This window comes from Acinetobacter rongchengensis (assembly GCF_003611475.1).
Lineage (GTDB): Bacteria > Pseudomonadota > Gammaproteobacteria > Pseudomonadales > Moraxellaceae > Acinetobacter > Acinetobacter rongchengensis.
This window is the reverse complement of the sequence record NZ_RAXT01000012.1, coordinates 56472-76519: the sequence shown is the minus strand read 5'-3', so window position 1 is coordinate 76519 and position 20048 is coordinate 56472. Positions and strand designations below refer to the sequence as shown.

General features: G+C 37.8%; 24 protein-coding genes. 8 read left to right on the top strand and 16 right to left on the bottom strand.

Going from position 1 to position 20048, the window contains the following annotated elements; all coding sequences use genetic code 11:
* The first annotated feature begins 5 nt into the window (after nt 1-5).
* A complete protein-coding gene (rpsU, locus tag D7V20_RS08375; RefSeq protein ID WP_001136722.1) occupies nt 6-221 on the top strand; it encodes a 30S ribosomal protein S21 in 216 nt (71 codons plus the stop codon).
* A gap of 38 nt (nt 222-259) precedes the next feature.
* A complete protein-coding gene (locus tag D7V20_RS08370) occupies nt 260-706 on the top strand; it encodes a GatB/YqeY domain-containing protein (protein ID WP_120383847.1) in 447 nt (148 codons plus the stop codon).
* A gap of 148 nt (nt 707-854) precedes the next feature.
* Here the strand turns inward: D7V20_RS08370 and D7V20_RS08365 are convergent, their stop codons facing one another.
* The 14 genes from D7V20_RS08365 to D7V20_RS08300 form a co-directional block, all read right to left on the bottom strand.
* Nucleotides 855-1421, bottom strand: coding sequence for a GNAT family N-acetyltransferase (locus D7V20_RS08365; protein ID WP_120383858.1), 567 nt, complete (start codon nt 1419-1421; stop codon nt 855-857).
* A 26-nt stretch (nt 1422-1447) separates the two neighbouring features.
* Nucleotides 1448-1807: a hypothetical protein gene (locus D7V20_RS08360; protein ID WP_120383846.1), complete on the bottom strand. Its 360-nt coding sequence runs from the start codon at nt 1805-1807 to the stop codon at nt 1448-1450.
* Between the two features lie 106 nt (nt 1808-1913).
* Complete coding sequence (locus tag D7V20_RS08355) at nt 1914-3359, bottom strand: M48 family metalloprotease (RefSeq protein WP_120383845.1); 1446 nt, start codon at nt 3357-3359, stop codon at nt 1914-1916.
* A gap of 94 nt (nt 3360-3453) precedes the next feature.
* Nucleotides 3454-4422, bottom strand: coding sequence for a 2-hydroxyacid dehydrogenase (locus D7V20_RS08350; protein ID WP_120383844.1), 969 nt, complete (start codon nt 4420-4422; stop codon nt 3454-3456).
* Between the two features lie 57 nt (nt 4423-4479).
* Nucleotides 4480-5274, bottom strand: a complete 795-nt coding sequence (locus tag D7V20_RS08345; protein WP_235831610.1) for a hypothetical protein — start codon at nt 5272-5274, stop codon at nt 4480-4482.
* Nucleotides 5275-5326: 52 nt separating this feature from the next.
* Complete coding sequence (locus D7V20_RS08340) at nt 5327-7216, bottom strand: M48 family metalloprotease (protein ID WP_120383843.1); 1890 nt, start codon at nt 7214-7216, stop codon at nt 5327-5329.
* A 134-nt stretch (nt 7217-7350) separates the two neighbouring features.
* Nucleotides 7351-8895, bottom strand: coding sequence for an amidophosphoribosyltransferase (purF, locus tag D7V20_RS08335; protein WP_120383842.1), 1545 nt, complete (start codon nt 8893-8895; stop codon nt 7351-7353).
* 24 nt (nt 8896-8919) lie between these two features.
* The gene (locus tag D7V20_RS08330; protein WP_120383841.1) at nt 8920-9513 is read right to left on the bottom strand and encodes a CvpA family protein; all 594 of its coding nucleotides are present in this window, start codon (nt 9511-9513) and stop codon (nt 8920-8922) included.
* 4 nt (nt 9514-9517) lie between these two features.
* Nucleotides 9518-10522 carry a quinone-dependent dihydroorotate dehydrogenase gene (locus D7V20_RS08325; protein WP_120383840.1) on the bottom strand — a complete coding sequence of 335 codons (1005 nt, stop codon included), beginning with the start codon at nt 10520-10522 and terminating at the stop codon, nt 9518-9520.
* A gap of 90 nt (nt 10523-10612) precedes the next feature.
* Nucleotides 10613-11092, bottom strand: coding sequence for a type II secretion system protein GspM (gene gspM, locus D7V20_RS08320; RefSeq protein ID WP_120383839.1), 480 nt, complete (start codon nt 11090-11092; stop codon nt 10613-10615).
* On the bottom strand, nt 11092-12234 hold the full coding sequence (gspL, locus tag D7V20_RS08315; RefSeq protein WP_120383838.1) for a type II secretion system protein GspL: 1143 nt from the start codon (nt 12232-12234) through the stop codon (nt 11092-11094). The genes gspM and gspL overlap by 1 nt, the downstream gene beginning before the upstream one ends.
* A gap of 38 nt (nt 12235-12272) precedes the next feature.
* Entirely contained in the window at nt 12273-12728 is a 456-nt protein-coding gene (locus D7V20_RS08310) for a phosphoglycerate mutase family protein (protein ID WP_120383837.1), read from the bottom strand.
* 93 nt (nt 12729-12821) lie between these two features.
* Nucleotides 12822-13895: an NAD(P)H-dependent glycerol-3-phosphate dehydrogenase gene (locus D7V20_RS08305; RefSeq protein ID WP_120383836.1), complete on the bottom strand. Its 1074-nt coding sequence runs from the start codon at nt 13893-13895 to the stop codon at nt 12822-12824.
* Nucleotides 13896-13970: 75 nt separating this feature from the next.
* Nucleotides 13971-14546: a nitroreductase family protein gene (locus D7V20_RS08300; protein ID WP_120383835.1), complete on the bottom strand. Its 576-nt coding sequence runs from the start codon at nt 14544-14546 to the stop codon at nt 13971-13973.
* A gap of 233 nt (nt 14547-14779) precedes the next feature.
* Between D7V20_RS08300 and D7V20_RS08295 the strand changes: the two genes are divergently transcribed.
* Nucleotides 14780-15160, top strand: a complete 381-nt coding sequence (locus tag D7V20_RS08295) for a putative periplasmic lipoprotein (RefSeq protein WP_120383856.1) — start codon at nt 14780-14782, stop codon at nt 15158-15160.
* Nucleotides 15161-15245: 85 nt separating this feature from the next.
* On the opposite strand, the gene rhlB is transcribed toward D7V20_RS08295, so the two are convergent.
* A complete protein-coding gene (gene rhlB / locus D7V20_RS08290; protein WP_120383834.1) occupies nt 15246-16397 on the bottom strand; it encodes an ATP-dependent RNA helicase RhlB in 1152 nt (383 codons plus the stop codon).
* Between the two features lie 106 nt (nt 16398-16503).
* Nucleotides 16504-16716, bottom strand: coding sequence for a cold-shock protein (locus D7V20_RS08285; protein ID WP_004822370.1), 213 nt, complete (start codon nt 16714-16716; stop codon nt 16504-16506).
* A 381-nt stretch (nt 16717-17097) separates the two neighbouring features.
* Here D7V20_RS08285 and D7V20_RS08280 point away from each other — a divergent pair, with 381 nt between their 5' ends.
* From D7V20_RS08280 to D7V20_RS08260, 5 genes are all read left to right on the top strand, one after another.
* The gene (locus D7V20_RS08280; protein ID WP_120383833.1) at nt 17098-17337 is read left to right on the top strand and encodes a sulfurtransferase TusA family protein; all 240 of its coding nucleotides are present in this window, start codon (nt 17098-17100) and stop codon (nt 17335-17337) included.
* Between the two features lie 138 nt (nt 17338-17475).
* On the top strand, nt 17476-18345 hold the full coding sequence (rpoH, locus tag D7V20_RS08275; protein ID WP_120383832.1) for an RNA polymerase sigma factor RpoH: 870 nt from the start codon (nt 17476-17478) through the stop codon (nt 18343-18345).
* A gap of 149 nt (nt 18346-18494) precedes the next feature.
* Nucleotides 18495-18860: a DUF423 domain-containing protein gene (locus D7V20_RS08270; RefSeq protein ID WP_120383855.1), complete on the top strand. Its 366-nt coding sequence runs from the start codon at nt 18495-18497 to the stop codon at nt 18858-18860.
* Nucleotides 18861-18904: 44 nt separating this feature from the next.
* Complete coding sequence (gene thiS / locus D7V20_RS08265; protein ID WP_120383831.1) at nt 18905-19102, top strand: sulfur carrier protein ThiS; 198 nt, start codon at nt 18905-18907, stop codon at nt 19100-19102.
* Between the two features lie 14 nt (nt 19103-19116).
* Nucleotides 19117-19902: a thiazole synthase gene (locus D7V20_RS08260; protein WP_120383830.1), complete on the top strand. Its 786-nt coding sequence runs from the start codon at nt 19117-19119 to the stop codon at nt 19900-19902.
* The last annotated feature ends 146 nt before the right edge of the window (nt 19903-20048 follow it).

Genomic DNA, 20048 nt, shown 5'->3' with positions numbered 1-20048 from the left:
TCTTCATGCCACAAGTTAAATTGAAAGAAGGCGAACCAGTTGACGTAGCTATCCGTCGTTTCAAACGTTCATGCGAAAAAGCGGGTGTTTTAGCAGACGTTCGTAAGCGCGAATTCTACGAAAAACCAACTCAAGAACGTAAACGTAAAAAAGCTGCTGCTGTTAAACGCTACCAAAAGAAATTGGCGCGCGAATCAGTACGTACTACTCGCCTTTACTAAGATTAATTTGTGATTGATTGACTCACTGGACAATATAAATGACTACTTTAAAAGACCAAATCACTGAAGTTTTGAAAGCAACTATGCGTGCTAAAGAAATGGATAAGTTAACGGTCATTCGTAGTCTACAGGCAGCAATCAAGCAAATCGAAGTCGATGAGCGCATAGAGCTTGATGATAGTCGAGTTCTTGCGGTCATTGAAAAGCAAGTCAAACAACGTAAAGAATCGATTAAAGCCTTTGAAGGTGCTAATCGACAAGACTTAGCTAGTAAGGAACAAGCCGAAGTTGAGGTTTTATCTCAATTTCTACCAGCAGCTATGACTGAGGAAGAACTTGATTCAATCATTGCGCAAACGATTACTGCGCAAGAAGCTACTAGCATGAAAGATATGGGTAAGGTGATGAATTCTCTACGTCCGATCATAGCCGGACGTGCCGATCCTGCACAAGTTTCTGCAAAAATTAAAGCAAAACTTGGCTAAGCCCTAAATTCTATCGTCTTTATTTGTTTGGTTTGGTCTGTTTAATTTTTCACATAAAACTATTTTGCAATAAAATGGTTTAGAACGATTAAATAGCCCAAATGATCTCAACACATTCCTTTATTCTCTAATCCCCTCACTATCTATTTTATTTATCTTTATTTTCAATCATATAAAAACAAATATCTCTCCATGTAGCATCTACGGGATTTTGTACAGACTGATATTCAATGTCTAATAATTGGAAATTTGCTCGCTCACATAAATGACGTGCTGAAACATTTTCCATATCCACATACGCTTTTAATTGTTTAAAAGACCACCTTATAAATAACGTATCCACAAACAAAGAAAGCGCCTGACGCATATAGCCCCGCCCTTGAAAATGAGCACTCCCCCAAAAACCGACAGAGGCTGTATTTTCACCCCAATTTATTTTATGAATATCAATTACACCAATAAAGGCATTATTTTCTTTTAAACGGATTGTGAATACAAAATTCTCATTCGTTAATAATGCAGCAATTCTTGAACGACAAAAAGCCTTTGATGCTTCTAAATCAGGCTCATCCAAAGCCCAAGGCAGACTGGCAGGGAATTTACGCAAATCATGTAATGTTTGTTTTATTGCGATATAAATATCTTTAGCATCAGATTCTTGAACAATACTGAGCACTATCTGTTCATTTTCAATTTGAAATTGTGTTAAATCCATAGGGTCATACATTTATGATTTTGCTTTTAGTGCAGATTACACTGAATATTATATTTTTTAAGAATCTGCATTTCAGGTGAAACCATGACTTTATCAATAATATTTTGCTTAGTCACAGACATGAGAGAGGGTGGTAAATCTGCACGATTTGCATCTGTGGTTTTATACATATCATCCACATATTTTTGGATCATTCCACAAAATTGAGACTGCTGTAGTGGACTAAATTGATTGGTTTGCGGATCCAAACTACGTAAAAAAAACTTCATGTCTGCATTGTATTGGTTTGAAATTCTTTCTACATCACGTACATAACGTTCAGACACACCTGCCATTATTTGACTTGAAGAGAAAACCAATACCATTGCCACAAAGATTTTTTTCATTTTTAATCAATTACATTCAACAAATATATCGCATAAATTCTAACTTTTTAATTTCAAAATAAACAGTTAAATTTGTTTAATTGCTCAATATTACAGATAAAGACACTTATATTTTTAACCGACGTTCTTGTTGCATCGTTTTTAATCGAACATCTATCTTAGCACTCATTGCATTGTTGTCTTTAGCCAAACGTTGCGCATGCAATAAAGACTTAATCGCATTTTCTTCATCTCCTGACCAATATTGAACTTCAGCTCGATTACGCAATACATTCACTGTTCGCATTGGATTGGTTTTATCCAAATTGGCAGCTTGCTGTAACAATTGCCATCCAGTGATATCACGATCATTTTTAAAAATAAAACGATTCACCAATTGCTCTGCTTCTTTGGGTTTATTTTGACGAATATATACTTCAGCCAATTTATAACTGAGTGCACGATTTTCAGGGGTAACTCTTTGTTTGGATATAATGGTTTGATATGCTTCATTGACTTTATTCTGCCCCAGATAAATATCAGTTTGTATCAATGTCGTTAGAGCATGTTCCGCATTAATCTTTTTAGCTAAATTAAGTTGAATTTGTGCATTGTTATAATCACCCTGTTTTAAATAAAACTCACTTAAAGCCAATATTCCCGCAAAATAATTTCGCTGTGCTAAAACCTGCAACTCTCGCTCATTGGTTTGATCTGATACCACAGCGGTATACCATTTGATGGTTTCAAATTCCTGCTGATCGTGACTATACGGCACTCGAGGGAATTGATTTGCACGTAATCTTGCTTCACTCATACGTTCTGTAGTCAGTGGATGGGTTAACCAAAAATCAGGCAGAAAACTTAAACGGCTTGTAGAACGATGCATTGTTTCAAAAAAATCTGCCATGCTTTCAGGGTTATAGCCTGCTCCATACATAAACTGCATACCAATACGATCAGCTTCACGCTCTTGATTACGGCTATAGCTCAGTTGCTTCCCCATCAATGCAGCTTGTGTTCCCATCATCACTGCCCCACCGACATCACCATCCGCCTTTGAAGCAATCACAGCCCCAGCAATAATACCTGCCAATGCAAGCAAGCTTTGCCCTTTAAAGTCCTCTTGCGAACGACTGTAATGACGTTGTGTAACATGCGCAATTTCATGCCCCATCACCCCTGCAACCTCATCCATTGTTTTAGAAGAAGTCACCATACCTGTATTGAGTGCAAATAAACCACCAGGTACTGCAAATGCATTAATTTGTGGGTCTTTGACAATAACTAAACCAATCGGTTGCCCAAGTTGGGTTTGACTAAGGATTTTAGAGAAAACCATCATAAACTGATCTTCTAACCACGGATCTTGCAAAATTGGGAGTTGATGTTGCACTTGACGATAAACTTTCTCACCAATCATTTTTTCTTTTTGTTGATCAATAAAACCTATACCACTTCCAATTTCAGGCACTTCAGTTTGTTGCGAAGTGCTCGAACCAAAGGAAAAGTCATCAGCTAAGCTTAACGAACTGCTTAAACAAAGGCACAGGCTAAGTAAAGTCTTCTTCAAAGGAATGCTCAATCATGGTTAACACATCGAATATAACATTGAATTTGGAACAAATTTGCAATGAAGTGTTATATTGTTTTAACCAAATTTAGCATCAATTAAAATTTGAATTGACCAAATATCGCGGGGTGCGATCTTCCAAAGCATCAATCAAATTTTGGTAAGCCAATTCAGCCATTTTCTTTCTTGTTTCAGCTGTCGCTGAACCAATATGCGGCAATGTCACAACATTATCGAGTTGAAATAATGGAGACTCTTGCAAAGGTTCTCGTTGGTAAACATCTAAACCTGCTGCAAAAATTTGCTTTTGTTGTAAAGCTTCAATCAATGCTTGCTCATCGACCACTGAACCACGTGCAATATTGATAAAGACTGCATGTTTTTGCATGAGCGCAAATTCTTTTTTACCCATTAGAGCCTGAGAATCCTGATTTAAATCCACAGCAACCACAACAAAATCAGACTGTTGCAGCAGTTCTTCCAAACTTTTATATTGTGCATTGAGTGGTTGCGCAATGTCTAATTTTTCACGGCGATTATGGTAAATAATATTCATATTAAAACCATAAAAACCACGCCGAGCAATTGCTGCGCCAATATTTCCTAAACCAATAACCCCTAAAGTTTTACCAAAAACATCCTGACCAAACTGAGCAGTTCCAACCGTACGCTTCCACTCACCCTGTTTAGTCCATTGATCTAAAGACGCTACTTTTCTAGCAGCACTCATGAGCAATGTAAATGCTAAATCCGCTGTCGATTCTGTTAAAACATGAGGTGTATTCGATAGCCAAATTTTCTTTTGATTTAAATATTGAACATCATAATTGTCATAGCCCACACTAACCGATGAAATAATTTTAAGTTTTTGTGCAGGTTCAAGATTAGATTCATTCAATAAACGTCCCGCACCTATCATTGCATCAGCATCTATAACCTCTTGGCGAATCTGTTGGTTAATATCACCCGCCTTAGGATTTAATACCACCACTTGATAACGGGATGCTAAACGTGCTTGAATTTCTTGATCAAATTGACTAAATACAATAACTTTTTTACGCATATCCCTTCTCTATCACTTTTAAAATACAGGCTTCTGAATAGCCTTAGCCTTAAATCCTTAATCCACTCTATTTTGCATAAATTGCCATAAGCGACGTTTTAAAACAGGCTGATCAATCATCTCTTGCAAACTTGCCAATTGAATCATATCTGTAGCTTGTACATGAGGAAGTTGCCCAAGGCAAATCACTTGACGTTCATTTTTCAAAGCATCAATAAAACCTTGAATATAAATATTGGCCCCTTTTCCATCTTGCAGTTGCAAGATTGGAAATGGCCACTTCAATTCATAATATTGCCCAACAACTGCGTGTTGAATATTTAGCCACAGTTTAAGTTGATCTGCTGTGAGTTGGGTACAATTCACAACAATCACACAACTTGTAATACAAAATGCTTGTATTTCGAATGGTGCTAATTGAATCGAAGGCTCTGTTTGATCATCAATTTTTTTAGGAATCTGGGCTAGGCTGGAAGTCTCATTTTGTTGTGTAATTTGAATATTGCTCTTCAATAAAGCAACTTCAGTATGTTCTATGATGCTGGTTTTATCTGCATGGATTGAATCTTGTCTGGTCGGCTGTTGAGTCGTTTGATTGTGCTGAATATGAGATAAATCAAACTCAACAACACCTTGCTCGAAAGAAGAAATCTCAGGAGCAATATCACGATATATATTATTTTGATACGGACGTGTTTGCACATCAGACCGTGGGATCCATAGGTCGATTCCCATGGCAGCCATTAGACTGCGCTGATGTTCTTGCAAATTCACACTCATCACGGATTCAATATATTCGATTTCAGCCAATATTTTAACGATCTTTTCACAGTTTTGCTGAGCTTCCAACAAGAAAATAGCCAAATGCTTTAAATTTATGCATAGATGTAGAGGAATAAATCAATCACATAATCATCACGCTATTTTTCTTATGCATTTGATCGACAATTTCAGCTGTCGTAAAACCAAAACGCCAGTACAATAACTCTAAAACATCCAATTCATCTTGAGTGATAATACGATCATTCCATAAACAAATTTCTGCCACGCCTAAAATACTTAAACGATCACGTAATAAAAGCCCTGCAATATCATTCAAAATCTCACCTAAATCTATAGGTTCATCTGAAATTTCTTCAAATAATTCTACTTCTGTCTTTGACAATACACGCTCTAGAATTTGATAACGCACTTCAAGCTGATTTGCACTGTTGATTTGCTGGACATGTAATAATGCATCAATTAAACGTACAATTTGTGGTTTCACTGTTTCTAGTGATGATGGCGTATGCATCGGTAGCAACTGTAGCTCTGATTTCACACGTTCAATTAATAATGCATCGAGTAGCCCAATTTCCCCATCTTCTTGAATAATCTTGGCAAGCTTAGTCACAAACTGCCTAGCACTCGTCGCAGGCATATTGCCTAAATTTTCACAAGCATCATGAAAAATCTGAATATGAAACCGACCATCAATATTTAACAATGAATCGACAATTGCACGACTCACTTCTGCATTAGATGGGATAAATTCACGATATTGACGAATCATTAAAATCGCTACCATCACTTCTCTAGAGCCTGTTGCTGTCTGCATCGCTCTCTGGATTAAATCAGGACGCTCAATTTGCCGACGCACTTCAGGATTTAATGGCTTAATCGCATCATTTAATGCAAAACTAATCGGTGATAAACGCAATAGTGGCAAAGGCTGCGGAGAAACCCACGGATTATACACTTCACCACTCGACTCCTCTAAAGGGCGCAATAAACTAAATAAAGGCTGATTACGTAACTTCTTTAAATTTTCCAGTTGTAAATCTTGTAATAATGTCGGATTTAACTCATAAATTCTGTCTTCAATACTCGGATGAATATTCAACCAACTTTGGGGACTGAGTGAATTGGCAAAACACATATGCGCAATCGCTTCCGAATATTCACTATGAATTTGTGAACCCGCATGGTGCACATAAATACGCAATAAAGTTTGCACATTGGCATTATTGAGCAGCAATCTTTTGGTTTTATAATCGTTATAAAAAGTACGCCCACCGAGGATAAAATATTTAGTTAAACGATTAACCAAGATTCCCATACTTCCGATTAACCAAATTACACCACCAACAGCAACAAAACTGGTTTCAAATTTATGCTGTGTACGATTGGAATAACGATTATAACCTTGCTTGGCAATCTTACTTCCTAACTGACTAAAAGTGGTTAAGCCACTATATAAAATTTTTAGTCGAGTATTTTCTTTGGCTTCACCAGATAAAATTTGATTAAACTCATGCCCCAACAATCCGTAAAGCTCTAATTCATCTAAATTTTGTAATGCACCCCAAGTCAAAATAATAACCGTATCGCGTGGATGAAAACCTGCTGTAAGTGCATTGACACCGACCTCATCAGGAAGCACATAAAGTGTTGGTGGTTCAATTTCAAAAGTCTTCGCCAGTTTATCCGCTAATTTTAATGCTACGCTTTCTTCTGGCGTACTTTCAATTTGACTTAAACGTCGTGCTCTTAATTGCTTTGCTAGAGAATGCCCACCTGAACGAAACACGTAGAACTCATAAGCGATTGACCAGCCAATTACAATCACCAATAACCCAACAAAAAAAGGGCTTAAATTATGCCAAAAGATAGATTGCTCAGGTTCGAAGTAATTAATCAATAAACCCAGAACGGTATTGAGTATAAAAATCGCCAAAATGACCGCCATGAAGCAAATGCTTGCAGTCCATAACATGTTCTTATTTTTAATCAAATAATGATTGACATCTTTCAATGTAAATTTCCTCATTACATTGTTAAACAATCATAAATGAAAAAAGCAGGAAATACCCGCTTTTTCAAAATGCTTTTTATTCAGACCAAACTAAAGCATGCGTAAAACACACTTTAGCTTGTTGAATCATTCAATTACATCTCTTCTTTAATACCGCTTAAATCAACAGATGCAGCATCGATATTGACATCGATATAACCATCTTTTTGTTTTTTCGCAGTATCACTTCGGCTTTGTTCAAGGTCTGTTAAATATTGCTCATCAATATCACCCGTCACATAAATACCATCAAATACAGAACAATCAAAATCCTGTACTTCAGGGATCTTCTTGGTGCGTACCGCAGCAATAAGATCATCCAAATCTTGGAAAATTAAACGATCTGCACCAATAATTTCTTGAATTTCATCTACGGTACGGTGTGATGCAATCAACTCAGCTTTTGCTGGCATATCAATACCATACACGTTTGGATATTTCACCATTGGCGCAGCTGAAGCAAAATACACTTTTTTAGCACCTGCATCACGTGCCATTTGAATGATTTCATTACACGTGGTACCACGTACAATTGAATCATCCACCAATAAAACATTCTTATCTTTAAACTCAAGTTCAACTGGGTTTAATTTTTGACGTACTGATTTTTTACGTTGCTGCTGACCTGGCATAATGAAGGTACGACCGATATAACGGTTCTTCATAAAGCCTTCGCGGAATTTAACGCCGAGAATATTGGCCAACTCTAAAGCTGAGGTACGACTGGTGTCTGGAATTGGAATCACAACATCAATATCATGCTGCTCACCCCATTCACGAAGGATTTTATGTGCCAAAGTTTCGCCCATTTTCAGACGTGCTTTGTATACAGATATTCCATCAATCGTTGCATCTGGGCGTGCAAAATAAACGTATTCAAAAATACATGGACGGTAACGAGGATTTTCAGCACATTGTTGCGAAAAGAAATTACCCTTTGCATCAATAAAGACTGCTTCGCCTGGTGCAATATCACGCTCAACTTTAAAACCTAAAGCCGTGATCGCTACAGACTCAGAAGCAATAACATATTCTTTCTCACCATTTTCAGTGATGCGTGAACCGTAAATCAGTGGGCGAATACCATTCGGATCACGAAAACCCACTAAACCATGTCCAGTGATCATAGCAACCACACCATAAGCACCTTTACAACGCTCATGTACACGTTTTACTGTATGAAAAATATCTTCAGGTGTAGGCGTTAACGATGCAGATTTTTGCAACTCATGTGCAAAAACATTTAACAATACTTCTGAGTCAGAGTCAGTATTCATATGACGCAAGTCAGTTTTGAATAAATCATCATGAATCTCAGCAGCATTGGTCAAGTTACCATTATGCGCTAGCGTGATCCCATAAGGGGAGTTTACATAAAATGGTTGTGCTTCAGCACTGCTTGACGATCCAGCAGTAGGATAGCGCACATGACCAATACCATAATTACCTAACAAAGCACGCATATGACGAGTATGGAATACATCACGTACCATACCATTGTCTTTTCTCAAAAACAGCCGCCCATTGTGGCAAGTCACGATCCCAGCTGCATCTTGCCCACGATGTTGTAACATCGTTAAAGCATCAAATAACATTTGGTTCACAGGTGATTTACCGGCTATACCAACGACTCCACACATAACTACCTCGCAGACCAGCTAGGACTAATAAAACGGATTCTTTGTTGAATGTGCTGATTGATCATCATTTTTTGAATTTGATGATGAATCAGAATCACCCATAGAAGTATCATCAGGACGATCTTCTGAATGTATATGATGCAATGCTTCATTGGCCGCATCTTTAGAAATTTCAGATGCTAAAGGCGCAAATGGCAATAAACTTTGGATAACTTTGGATTGTTTCCACGTTGGAGAGCTTTCAACCCAAGGCCCTATTCCCTGCATTGTTATGAGGACGATAAACAAACCTTTCAAGGTGCCTAATGCACTTCCTGCTAAACGATTGACGGGGCCAAGTTTTAAGGTTTTCAAAATTGAGTTGAGTAATGCTGTTACAAGCCATGTTAGAACAATAATCACCAAGACAATAAATGCAAATGCTGCAATTTTTTGCACGACAGGATCTTGACTGAGCGCAGACATGGAAGGCGCAATGATATTCGCATATTTCGCACCAACAATCAGTGCAAATATCCATCCTATCAAGTTCGCAAAGGCTTTAACGAATCCTTGTCGCAAACCGTTTAGCCCTCCAATGAGCAAGATAATCAGTAAGATAATGTCTAAGGTGTTCATGTTTTTATGTCATAGCATTTACACAATCTTGAATTAAAGTAGGACCTGTATAGATCATACCACTATAAATCTGAACTAAAGTTGCGCCTGCTTGCTGTTTTGCAACAGCTTGTTCACCCGCTAGAATTCCACCGACACCGATAAGTGGTACTTCACCTTTTAACTGTTTTGAAAACTCAGCCAAACACGCTGTACTTTTCTCAAAGACTGGCGCACCAGACAAACCACCCGCCTCATCACCAAAGGCTAAGCCTTCAACACCTTCACGAGACAACGTTGTATTGGTGACGATTAGTCCATCAATTTTAAACTGTATGAGCTGAGATGCAATAAATTGAATATCTGATTGCTCAAGGTCAGGAGCAACTTTTAACACCAATGGCACATAATGCTGATGTTCTTCAGCAAGCTCCAGTTGGCGTTTCTTTAAGGTTTCTAACAATTCAGTTAAAGCATGGCCGCTTTGTAATGAGCGTAAATTTTTGGTATTCGGTGAAGAAATATTGACTGTGATATAAGAAGCGTAATTATATACTTTTTCCAAGCAGATTAAATAATCAGAAACTGCATCTTCAACTGCTGTTGTCGCATTTTTCCCAATATTTATACCTAAAATGCCTTTAAATTTTGAAGCTTTAACATTCTCAACCAATTGATCTACACCATCATTATTAAATCCCATACGGTTAATAATGGCTTTTGCTTGAGGAATACGAAACAGTCTAGGCTTAGGATTGCCCTCTTGTGGTTTTGGTGTAATTGTACCGATTTCGATAAAACCAAAACCCAAAGCAGCTAAAGCATCAATATATGCACCATTTTTATCCAAACCTGCTGCCAAACCAACAGGATTTGGAAACTCGATCCCCATACATGTTACTGGTTTTGCAATAACAGGCTGGCGTATCGCACCCATTTTATGGGCAGATTTAAGCATGGATAAGGTGAGTTCATGTGCACGCTCTGGTGCTAAAGAAAATAACAACGGGCGGGCAAGTGAATACAACATATCTATAAAAGTCTACTGCTTTTTAAGTTGCCACATTATAGGCACAGTCGCTTGAAAAGGCTATGCTTGAAGCAGGTTTATTTTCAATGCTTATTGTACTGTCGCTGTTAATTTAATCTGAGCACCTTCTTTCAACAACTCTAGCTTTTCAACACTAACCCCCATTTGCGCAAGTTGTGTTAAAAAATTAGCTAAAACTGCATAATTCTGATGTTGAGCTACAATTTGCAATTGCTCACCGACCTGTTGTGATGCAACAGAAAGCCCTTGTTGTTGTGCAACTCGTTGTATTTTGTCCGATGTGGTCAGCGCCAAATCATCTGTAGGCTTCATGGTGACAACATTACTTTGCATCCACACCACGAGATCTTTCATTTCATTTAATCGAACTTGTTGTTTCTCAGCAGCTTTATGCATAAACCACAAAGCAGAACCCACAGCCACGACAATAACGAAAACTGTGGTAAAAATTACCATTACTTTTTCACGCGGAGACATTTTATCTAAATGATCAGAAATTTTTTCAGACCATGCACCTAAGCGATTTTGTACATTTTCAATTGTTTTCATTATTGTATTTTCACCAAACCGACAACACTTGAACCTTGAGTTTGCACACTCCCCAATTCAGCTTTAAAGCCTTGTTCATTCAACTGCTTAACCAAAACTTGTAGCGCATCTGAAGATTTTGCAAGCAAGTCCATACTCAAAATCGCATTGTCATAATTAACACGATTAGCAATAATTTGATGCTGCATCAAAATTGGGCCGACACGACTCAGCAATTGTAAAGCCTGCGTATTTGCAGCCTGACTCAATGCCAATTTATTTTTAAACTGTCGCTCAACAGATTCTTCCGTGATTCGCTGTTCATTTGGAAACCATTTTTTATATTGGTCAACCGCAATTAAGGCTGTTTGATCCGCTAGTTTTTTCAGTTTAAACCAACGTAGCGCATCATAACTCAGCTGCGTGACAATCAGTGCAATCAATACGATTGCACATGCTTGCCAATAACGTGAAACACCCGCACTTTCCTGCTTAGCTTTAGGCAGCACATTATAAGGATGTTGTTTCGGCTTTTTAATTTCAACAAACTGATAATTAAATGCTTCTCGACGATCCGTTGTCGCTACTGCAAATAGACTCATCGCTTGCTCATTGGTTAATTCACTGTATTTATAAATCTTGTTTTGATCTGCAAAATCAAGATATAAACCAAAATCATCAATCGAATTACCTAAAAATTCATTTTCACGCACCAATAACTGACCATTGATATTGGCGAGGATGCTTTGCCCATGTTCAGGTATTGGCAAAATTAAAAAATCGGGTAATAACGACACAATTTTAACAGGAATTAACGACAGTGAATGCTGCATCGTCGTTACTGTATATTGGTTAATGCCAAGTACAGAAACTTGGTCAGGCTGTTGAAAATGTGAAAACACCTTCATCTGGTCTATCGGTACAATCACATATTCTTCTAGTAAATATTTAAGACCATCTACACCCAACTGTTTATATTGAGTTTTATTAAATTTCTGCTGAAGAATTTGCACTTCACGACTCGGGAAGAAAACAACCGCTTCTTCACCTTGGTAAAGTTTAATATCTTGAATTAATTGTTCCAGACTCGAAGATTTAGTCCAATCATCCCCTCTAGACCACTGCCAAACCCCATTGGCCTCAGGCATCCATAAGTACAACATCTATCGTATTCTGCCGTTCATTTATTGTGTTTATGCTTTTATACAGTTGGAATAAAGGCTTTGGTTTGTGTTGAAAGCCCATCAGCAATCACGCTTTGTTCATACAATCGTGCTTCTGCCAAAGCAAAAGGATGAAAATGTTCATGTGTTAATTGCTCTGCAATATGCGCAACAACATTCATATGACACACCACCACAATACTTTCAAATGGAAGTTGTGACAACCACTCAATCGCAAGTTTTGCATCATCATCAGGTTTTATTTTATCACAAATCAACACTGGGACATCTGCAAAATACTTTTGTACATGTGCCAAAGTTTCTTGCGCTCTCAGTAAAGTACTCACGACAAACACATCAGGTTGAACATTATTTTTTATAAATTCAGCTGTTTGCTGTGCTTGTAAATGTCCACGTTCCGTCAAAGGGCGTTTACTATCCACACCATTAATTGGCGCTGCTGCTTCACCATGACGAACTAAGGTCAGTTGCATAAGATTTCCCTATTTTATATCGCACTGATTATAACCATGCTTTATGACAAATCCATCGTTATCATTCCAAATACTGTCTGCTTTTTATACGACTCACACTTCATTATGCGGCAATACAAACTCTACATCACTACGATGTCCATTTTTCATTAAAGACACAGCAATATTTAACGGTGGCGCACCTTCAAAAATGACTTCATACAATGCAGTTGTAATTGGCATATACACATCCAGTTCTTTGGCACGTGCATTCACCTGCACAATGGTATTGATCCCTTCTGCGGTCTGTCCAAGTTCAGTTGTGGCTTGTTCCAATGTCTTCCCTGAACCCAAAGCAAAACCAACTTGATAATTACGACTCAACGGACTATTACACGTTGCGAACAAATCCCCAACCCCAGATAAACCTAAAAAGGTCAATGGATTTGCCCCTAGTTTTACTGCGAAACGGCTCATTTCAGCCAAAGCACGGGTTAAAATCATACTTTTGGTATTTTCACCCACGTTATAAGCTGCCGCTATCCCCATTGCAACGGCATAAATATTTTTCAATGCCCCACCCAACTCAACACCATGTACATCATCACTTGCAAAAACACGGAATAATGCACTATGTAAAGCTTGCTGAACTGCATAACGAACCAATTCAGACTCACTGGCAATTACTGTTCCAGCAGGTTGACCAGCAACAATCTCTTTGGCTAGATTTGGCCCAGAAAGTACACCATATGGCACTTCAGGTAATTCTTCACGGATAATATCGCTCATAAAGCTAAATGTTTTAGCCTCGATTCCTTTGGTTAAAGAAATCACAGCTTGAGCCGTAATAAACGGTTTAATTTGACGTAAAACATCTCGAAATGAGTGACTCGGAATTGCCACGAAAATAATGTCACGATCACAAACTGCTTTTTCTAAATTAGATTCGGCCCGTAAAGCTGTTTCTAATTGAAAATCAGGTAAATAGCGCTTATTAACATGCGTTGTATTGATTTCAGCAGCAATTGCTTCATCACGAATCCAAATCATGGTATCGCAACCATTTCGTACAGCTGTATTTGCCATTGCCGTCCCGAAACTACCACCACCTAAGACAGTTACTCTTAACGCTGTTTTGTGATCAACCGCGATAGGCTCAACCAAATCTTTAAATTGTAAATCTGACATTATTGTTATCCCAAGGATTCAACTTTTTAAAATAGCTTTTTAAAATATTACTTTCGATGTATAGAGCGTGCTTATTTACACACGCCAAAATTCAACATACTGTTTTATATCAATTTCAGAACGTGGTGCTATTTCTTTAGCTGCTGTACCGACGTAAATAATGCCAGAAATCAGATCTCGCTCAGCCAGTCCAAATGCTGATTTTAATAATTTAGATTCCACCACAGCCCCACTACGCCACATGGTTGAAAAACCTTGCGCTTGTAATGATAGTAAAAAGTTTTCAATTGCAGCACCAGAACTTAAAGTCTGTTCAAAAAACGGAACTTTTGGATGATCTTGAAATTTAGTGACAGCAAGTACCAACAAGGGCGCGCGGAAAGGATGGTTTTTCACACGATCAATTTGTGTAGCATCCAATTCACCTAAATCAGCAACAGCATTTGTCAAAAGCTCACCAAAAGCAACACGTTGCTCGCCTTCAATCACAATAAATTGCGTTGGTTTTAGCCGATGATGATCAGGTGCAGCCAAAGCTGCCTTAAATGCAATATTCAGTTGCTCATGTGTGGGTGCAGGTTCAATTAATTGCCCAATTGATTGACGTTGATGGATATTGTCATGCACTGCTTTAAAGTTCGAATCTGACATTAACCTTCTATAACCCATTCCGTTTTATTCATGCACAAGATTAGCATAATCTAAAATCATTACGCTATCTCAGCCGAGGTTTACTTCGTTCTCTCGTATGTTTTTTCACATTGAAACAATATAAAAAAGCAAATTTTATACATGATTTTCAATATTTAGCTGAATGTATATGTTCCAATCATCACTTAAGCTATTTCTTTTAATGGCGTTTTTAATTGAGTTTGAGAATGAATATGAAAAAATTAACAGCAATTCTAGCACTATCTACTACAGCATTGTTTTTAACGGCTTGTGCCTCAAATCCAACACAAACTTTAGCAATCCAAAAAGCAGATAATCAATATGAAGTGACTGGTTTGGGTAAAACTCAAATTATTGCCAAAAATAATGCGATTGTTGCTGCCAATAATACCTGTGGCAAAAAGGCGACGCCTGTAGTCAACAATGAAAAAACAGAATATAACGGCGCCTTAAAAGGTGTAGTTGATGAAGAAACTGGAAAAATGATTACAGCTGCGGCAGGCGTACTCGGCTCAGTGATAGGTAAAAGTAATGGTATAGAAAAAGATACCGACTACCAAACAACATTAACGTTTAGCTGCAAAGCGAATTAATTCTTTGAATTTGTTTTGAATTCACCTTAAAAACAAAATCCCCTTCTAAAGGGGATTTTGTTAAATCATTTGGATCATATAAAATTTAACAATAACCATCCAAGCGAGTTAAAGGCAACTTTTGACCAATTGCTTTTTCAATTTCTGGTAAATAGAAAGCATCATCTTCAGATAAGAAACTAATACTCACCCCTTGTGTACCTGCACGACCAGTACGACCAATACGATGTACATAATCATCTGATTGTTCAGGTAAGGTGAAATTCACGACATGCGACACACCATCCACATGGATCCCACGACCAGCAACATCGGTTGCAATCATAATATTGTGCTGACCATTTTTAAATTGATCTAACATTTTCAAACGTTTATCTTGTGCGATTTCACCCGAAAGCATAACCACTTTATAACCATCCGCTTTTAAATGATCATATAATTTACGTACTTGGTCACGACGATTTGCGAAAATCATGACCTTTTCAATCGGTTCATCCGCCAGAATCTGACGCAATAACTTATACTTATCTTTCTTTTCAACCACATAGACACGTTGTTCTACATCAGTATTGGTTTTCTTTTCAGGTTCAATTTCAACCGTAACTGGTTCAAATAACCACTGCTGTGCAAGATTTAAAACATCATAACTAAATGTTGCTGAGAACATTAAGGTTTGACGTTGTTCTTTGCGTGGAGAAAAGCGCACAATGCGCTTTACCGATGGAATGAAGCCCATATCCAATAATCGGTCAGCTTCATCAATCACCAAAAATTCAATTTGATCCAACCAAACTTCTTTTTGTTCAGTAAAGTCAATTAAACGACCTGGTGTTGCCACCATAATATCGACGAAATTTTGATTGAGCTGTTTCTTCTGTTTATCGAAATCTACACCACCAACCAGTGTTACAACATTCAAATTACTATATTTCACCAAATCTTTGGCATCGTTTTCAATTTGAATGGCAAGCTCACGCGTTGGTGCGAGAATCAGAGCACGTGGCTCACCACGAAACCGTTGTTCTTTTATTGGATTGTTGAGCAAATCATTGATAATACTCACAAGAAATGCAGCAGTCTTACCCGTGCCTGTTTGGGCACGTCCAATTGCATCATGACCAGCTAAAGTATATTTCAACACTTTTTGCTGAATCGGGGTCATTTCTTTAAACCCTAAAGCATCAATCGCTTGTTTAAGTTGCGGATGTAAATTAAGGGTTTCGAAACCTGATGACATAAATAGGAGCTCTAACTGTAGGCACTTTAAATTGCGACCATTATAAACAAAAAACGCCCCAATTTATCAAAAATTGGAGCGCCACTTAAATTTTTAAAATTTAAGATTAGTCTAAAGGCTGAACTTCTTCAGCTTGAAAACCTTTTTGACCTTGAACAACACTGAATTCAACGCGTTGACCGTCACGAAGTGAACGGTGGCCGTCACCTTGAATAGCACGGAAATGAACGAATACGTCATCACCGCCTGCGCGTTGGATAAAGCCGAAGCCTTTAGTGTCGTTGAACCATTTAACTACGCCTTGTTCACGAGCTGTCATAAGTTAATCCTCAGTTATTAAGAAAAAGGGACCACCCGGTGTTGCAAACAGCAGAGCAAACAAAGTTTTAAAATATTTTGTAATTTCAAAGCTTGTAATCATTCTGTAAAACTATTAACAAAATCCCGGTTACATCCATTTGTAATAGGGTCTAAAACAACAATTGTTTCTGATAAATCCTAAATACGCAACGAGCTTAACATGGGTTTATGACAATTAATAGAATTTTTTTAGATAAATATGCCCTATTTTTTGATTAATTTTTAAACCGCATGTTTTTTTAGCTCAAATGAATCAGTAATATGACAAATCTATTGGGTCGTTTTATGATTTTTTGCTACACTAGTTTCACTATCAATCATATTTCGTTTCTAAATAAAGATGACCAATGCTTCGGCTAACGTGCCTATAGAAATAAATAGTATAGGTAAACCTTGTCCCATGCCTTTACTGATGTTGAAACGTGCATTAAAAACGGCTGAACCACATCAAATATTTTTACTTAAGTCATCAGACCCGCATAGTGAAATTGATATTACTCGTTATTGCACAATCAACCACTTGTCGTGTCAATTCACGCAGCCATCTGCAACTGAATATCATTACTTAATTGAATCTTAATTATTTTCAATTAAAATTTATTTTAGCAATTTTGCATAAAATTTTACATTTCTATACCCAAATTTCCTTACTTATGTATGATATTCGAATTAAGATGAATACATCTGTATTAGAACGTAATTCCTATAAGGAGAACACATGAGTGACAGCAGCAATCAATTGATGCCCCTGTCCTTGTCTGCGCCTGGTGTAAATCTTGGTGCTTATATTAGCACTGTAAATCAGATTCCAATTTTGACGGCTGAACAAGAAAAAGAGTTAGCTGATCGTTATTATTATGATCAAGATTTAGATGCTGCAAAAATGTTAGTGATGTCTCACTTACGTTTTGTAGTTCATATCGCTCGTAGCTATGCAGGTTATGGTTTGCCTCAAGGGGACTTAATCCAAGAAGGTAACTTAGGATTAATGAAAGCCGTTAAACGTTTTGATCCAAACATGGGGGTACGTTTAGTGTCCTTTGCCGTGCATTGGATTAAAGCTGAGATTCACGAATATGTGATTCGAAACTGGCGTATTGTCAAAATCGCAACCACCAAAGCGCAACGCAAATTATTTTTTAACTTACGTAGCCTTAAAAAATCAAGTAAGAAATTAACGCTCGAAGAAGCAAAATCGATTGCCAATGATTTAAATGTTACTCCCGAACAAGTTTTAGAAATGGAAGGTCGTTTAACGGCCTACGATGCTGCTTTTGAAGCGCAAGGTGACGACGACGACGAGGGCTCAACTCATGTTGCACCTGCACTTTATTTAGAAGATAACCGTTATGATCCAGCACGCTTAATTGAAGAAGAAGACTATGAAAACCAAAGTACTTCTGCTCTACATGATGCGATGGAGCAACTCGATGACCGTTCGCGTAATATTTTGCAACGTCGTTGGTTAGATGATGATAAGTCAACACTACATGAACTTGCTGCTGAATATAATGTATCCGCAGAACGTATTCGCCAGTTAGAAAAAAATGCCATGGATAAAATTAAAGTGGCGATGTCATCTAATTAATTTTTTAAATTCAGGTGTGAAGTGATTTTCATAAAAGGGCGAAATGCCCTTTTATTTTGCGCAAAGTTTGATTCTGTAAAGATTTGTCCTTTAATCAAGCTTTGAAATTATGTTATGGTTGTGCGCAAATTTATGCGGATGGTTGGCTTATGTGGATCGCAATTTCAGCCTTAAATTTAGCTATTGCAGTCATCTTAGGTGCTTTTGGTGCACATGGTTTAAAAACAAGAGCTACCGAAGCGCAATTGGCATGGTGGCAAACCGCAACAGACTATTTTTTCTATCATGCTTTGGGACTTTTGGCTTTGGCAATACTGAGTAAAGTGATTCCACAGCTCCCAATTAAAGTCAGTTTTTGGCTGATTCAGTTTGGAATTATCTTTTTCTGTGGTTCACTCTATGTGATGGCACTGGGCTTACCTCGTGGATTAGGTGCAATTACACCTATAGGCGGTGCTTTGATGATTGCAGGTTGGTTAATGTTAGCGTGGAATGCTTTCAAATACGCAAAGTAAACATTTTAAAAACATTATCATTTGCTCTATTGAATGGAATTTATATGCAAATTTTCTTAAATGGTGAGTCTCAAGAAACCAATTGCCAAAATCTTTTGCAACTTATTCAAGAACTTTCATTAGAAGGTAAACGATTTGCTGTCGAAATGAATGAAATGATCATTTCCAAAAGTAAGTTGCAACACACCCCTATTTCTGAACAAGATCGTATTGAAATTATCCAAGCTGTCGGTGGCGGCTAATTCGGAGCTCTCTCATGCAAGATTCCCCTCTCATCATTGGTTCTCGTACCTTTCAATCACGCTTACTGGTGGGAACTGGTAAGTATAAGGATATGCAAGAAACTGATGCTGCTATTCAGGCTAGTGGTGCTGAAATCGTGACAGTAGCGATCCGTCGAGTCAATATTGGGCAAAATCCTGATCAACCGAATTTACTCTCAGTCATTCCACCTGAGAAATATACGATATTGCCAAATACGGCGGGTTGTTTTGATGCCAATAGTGCTGTGCGTACCTGTATGTTAGCACGTGAGTTATTAGATGGTCATAACTTGGTTAAACTTGAAGTTTTAGGGGATGAGAAAACCCTTTATCCAAATATAACAGCGACTTTGGCAGCAGCACGTACTTTGATTGATGATGGTTTTGAGGTCATGGTTTATACCTCAGATGATCCTATTGTTGCACAAGAGCTAGAAAGCATGGGCTGTGTAGCCATTATGCCTTTAGGCAGTTTAATTGGTTCTGGCTTAGGTATTTTAAATCCACATACCATTTCTATTATTAAAGAAAATGCCAAAGTTCCAGTGCTTGTCGATGCAGGTGTCGGCACCGCAAGTGATGCTGCTATTGCAATGGAATTGGGTTGTGATGGTGTGCTGATGAATACCGCAATTGCTGCTGCACAACACCCAGTACTGATGGCATCTGCCATGAAAAAAGCAGTTGAAGCTGGGCGAGAAGCCTATTTGGCGGGTCGTATGCCACGTAAACGTATGGCAAATGCAAGCTCACCTGAAACTGGTTATTTCTTTAAATAATTGCCATGACCTAGATCTGCTATACCAGGGATTCTTCGGAATCCTTTCAAATAGCGTATTCTTCGGAATCCTTTCAAATAGCATGTTCTTCAGAATCCTTTTAGCAGTGAATTTCTTGAAAGTTTTTTAATATGTTAGGATCATAA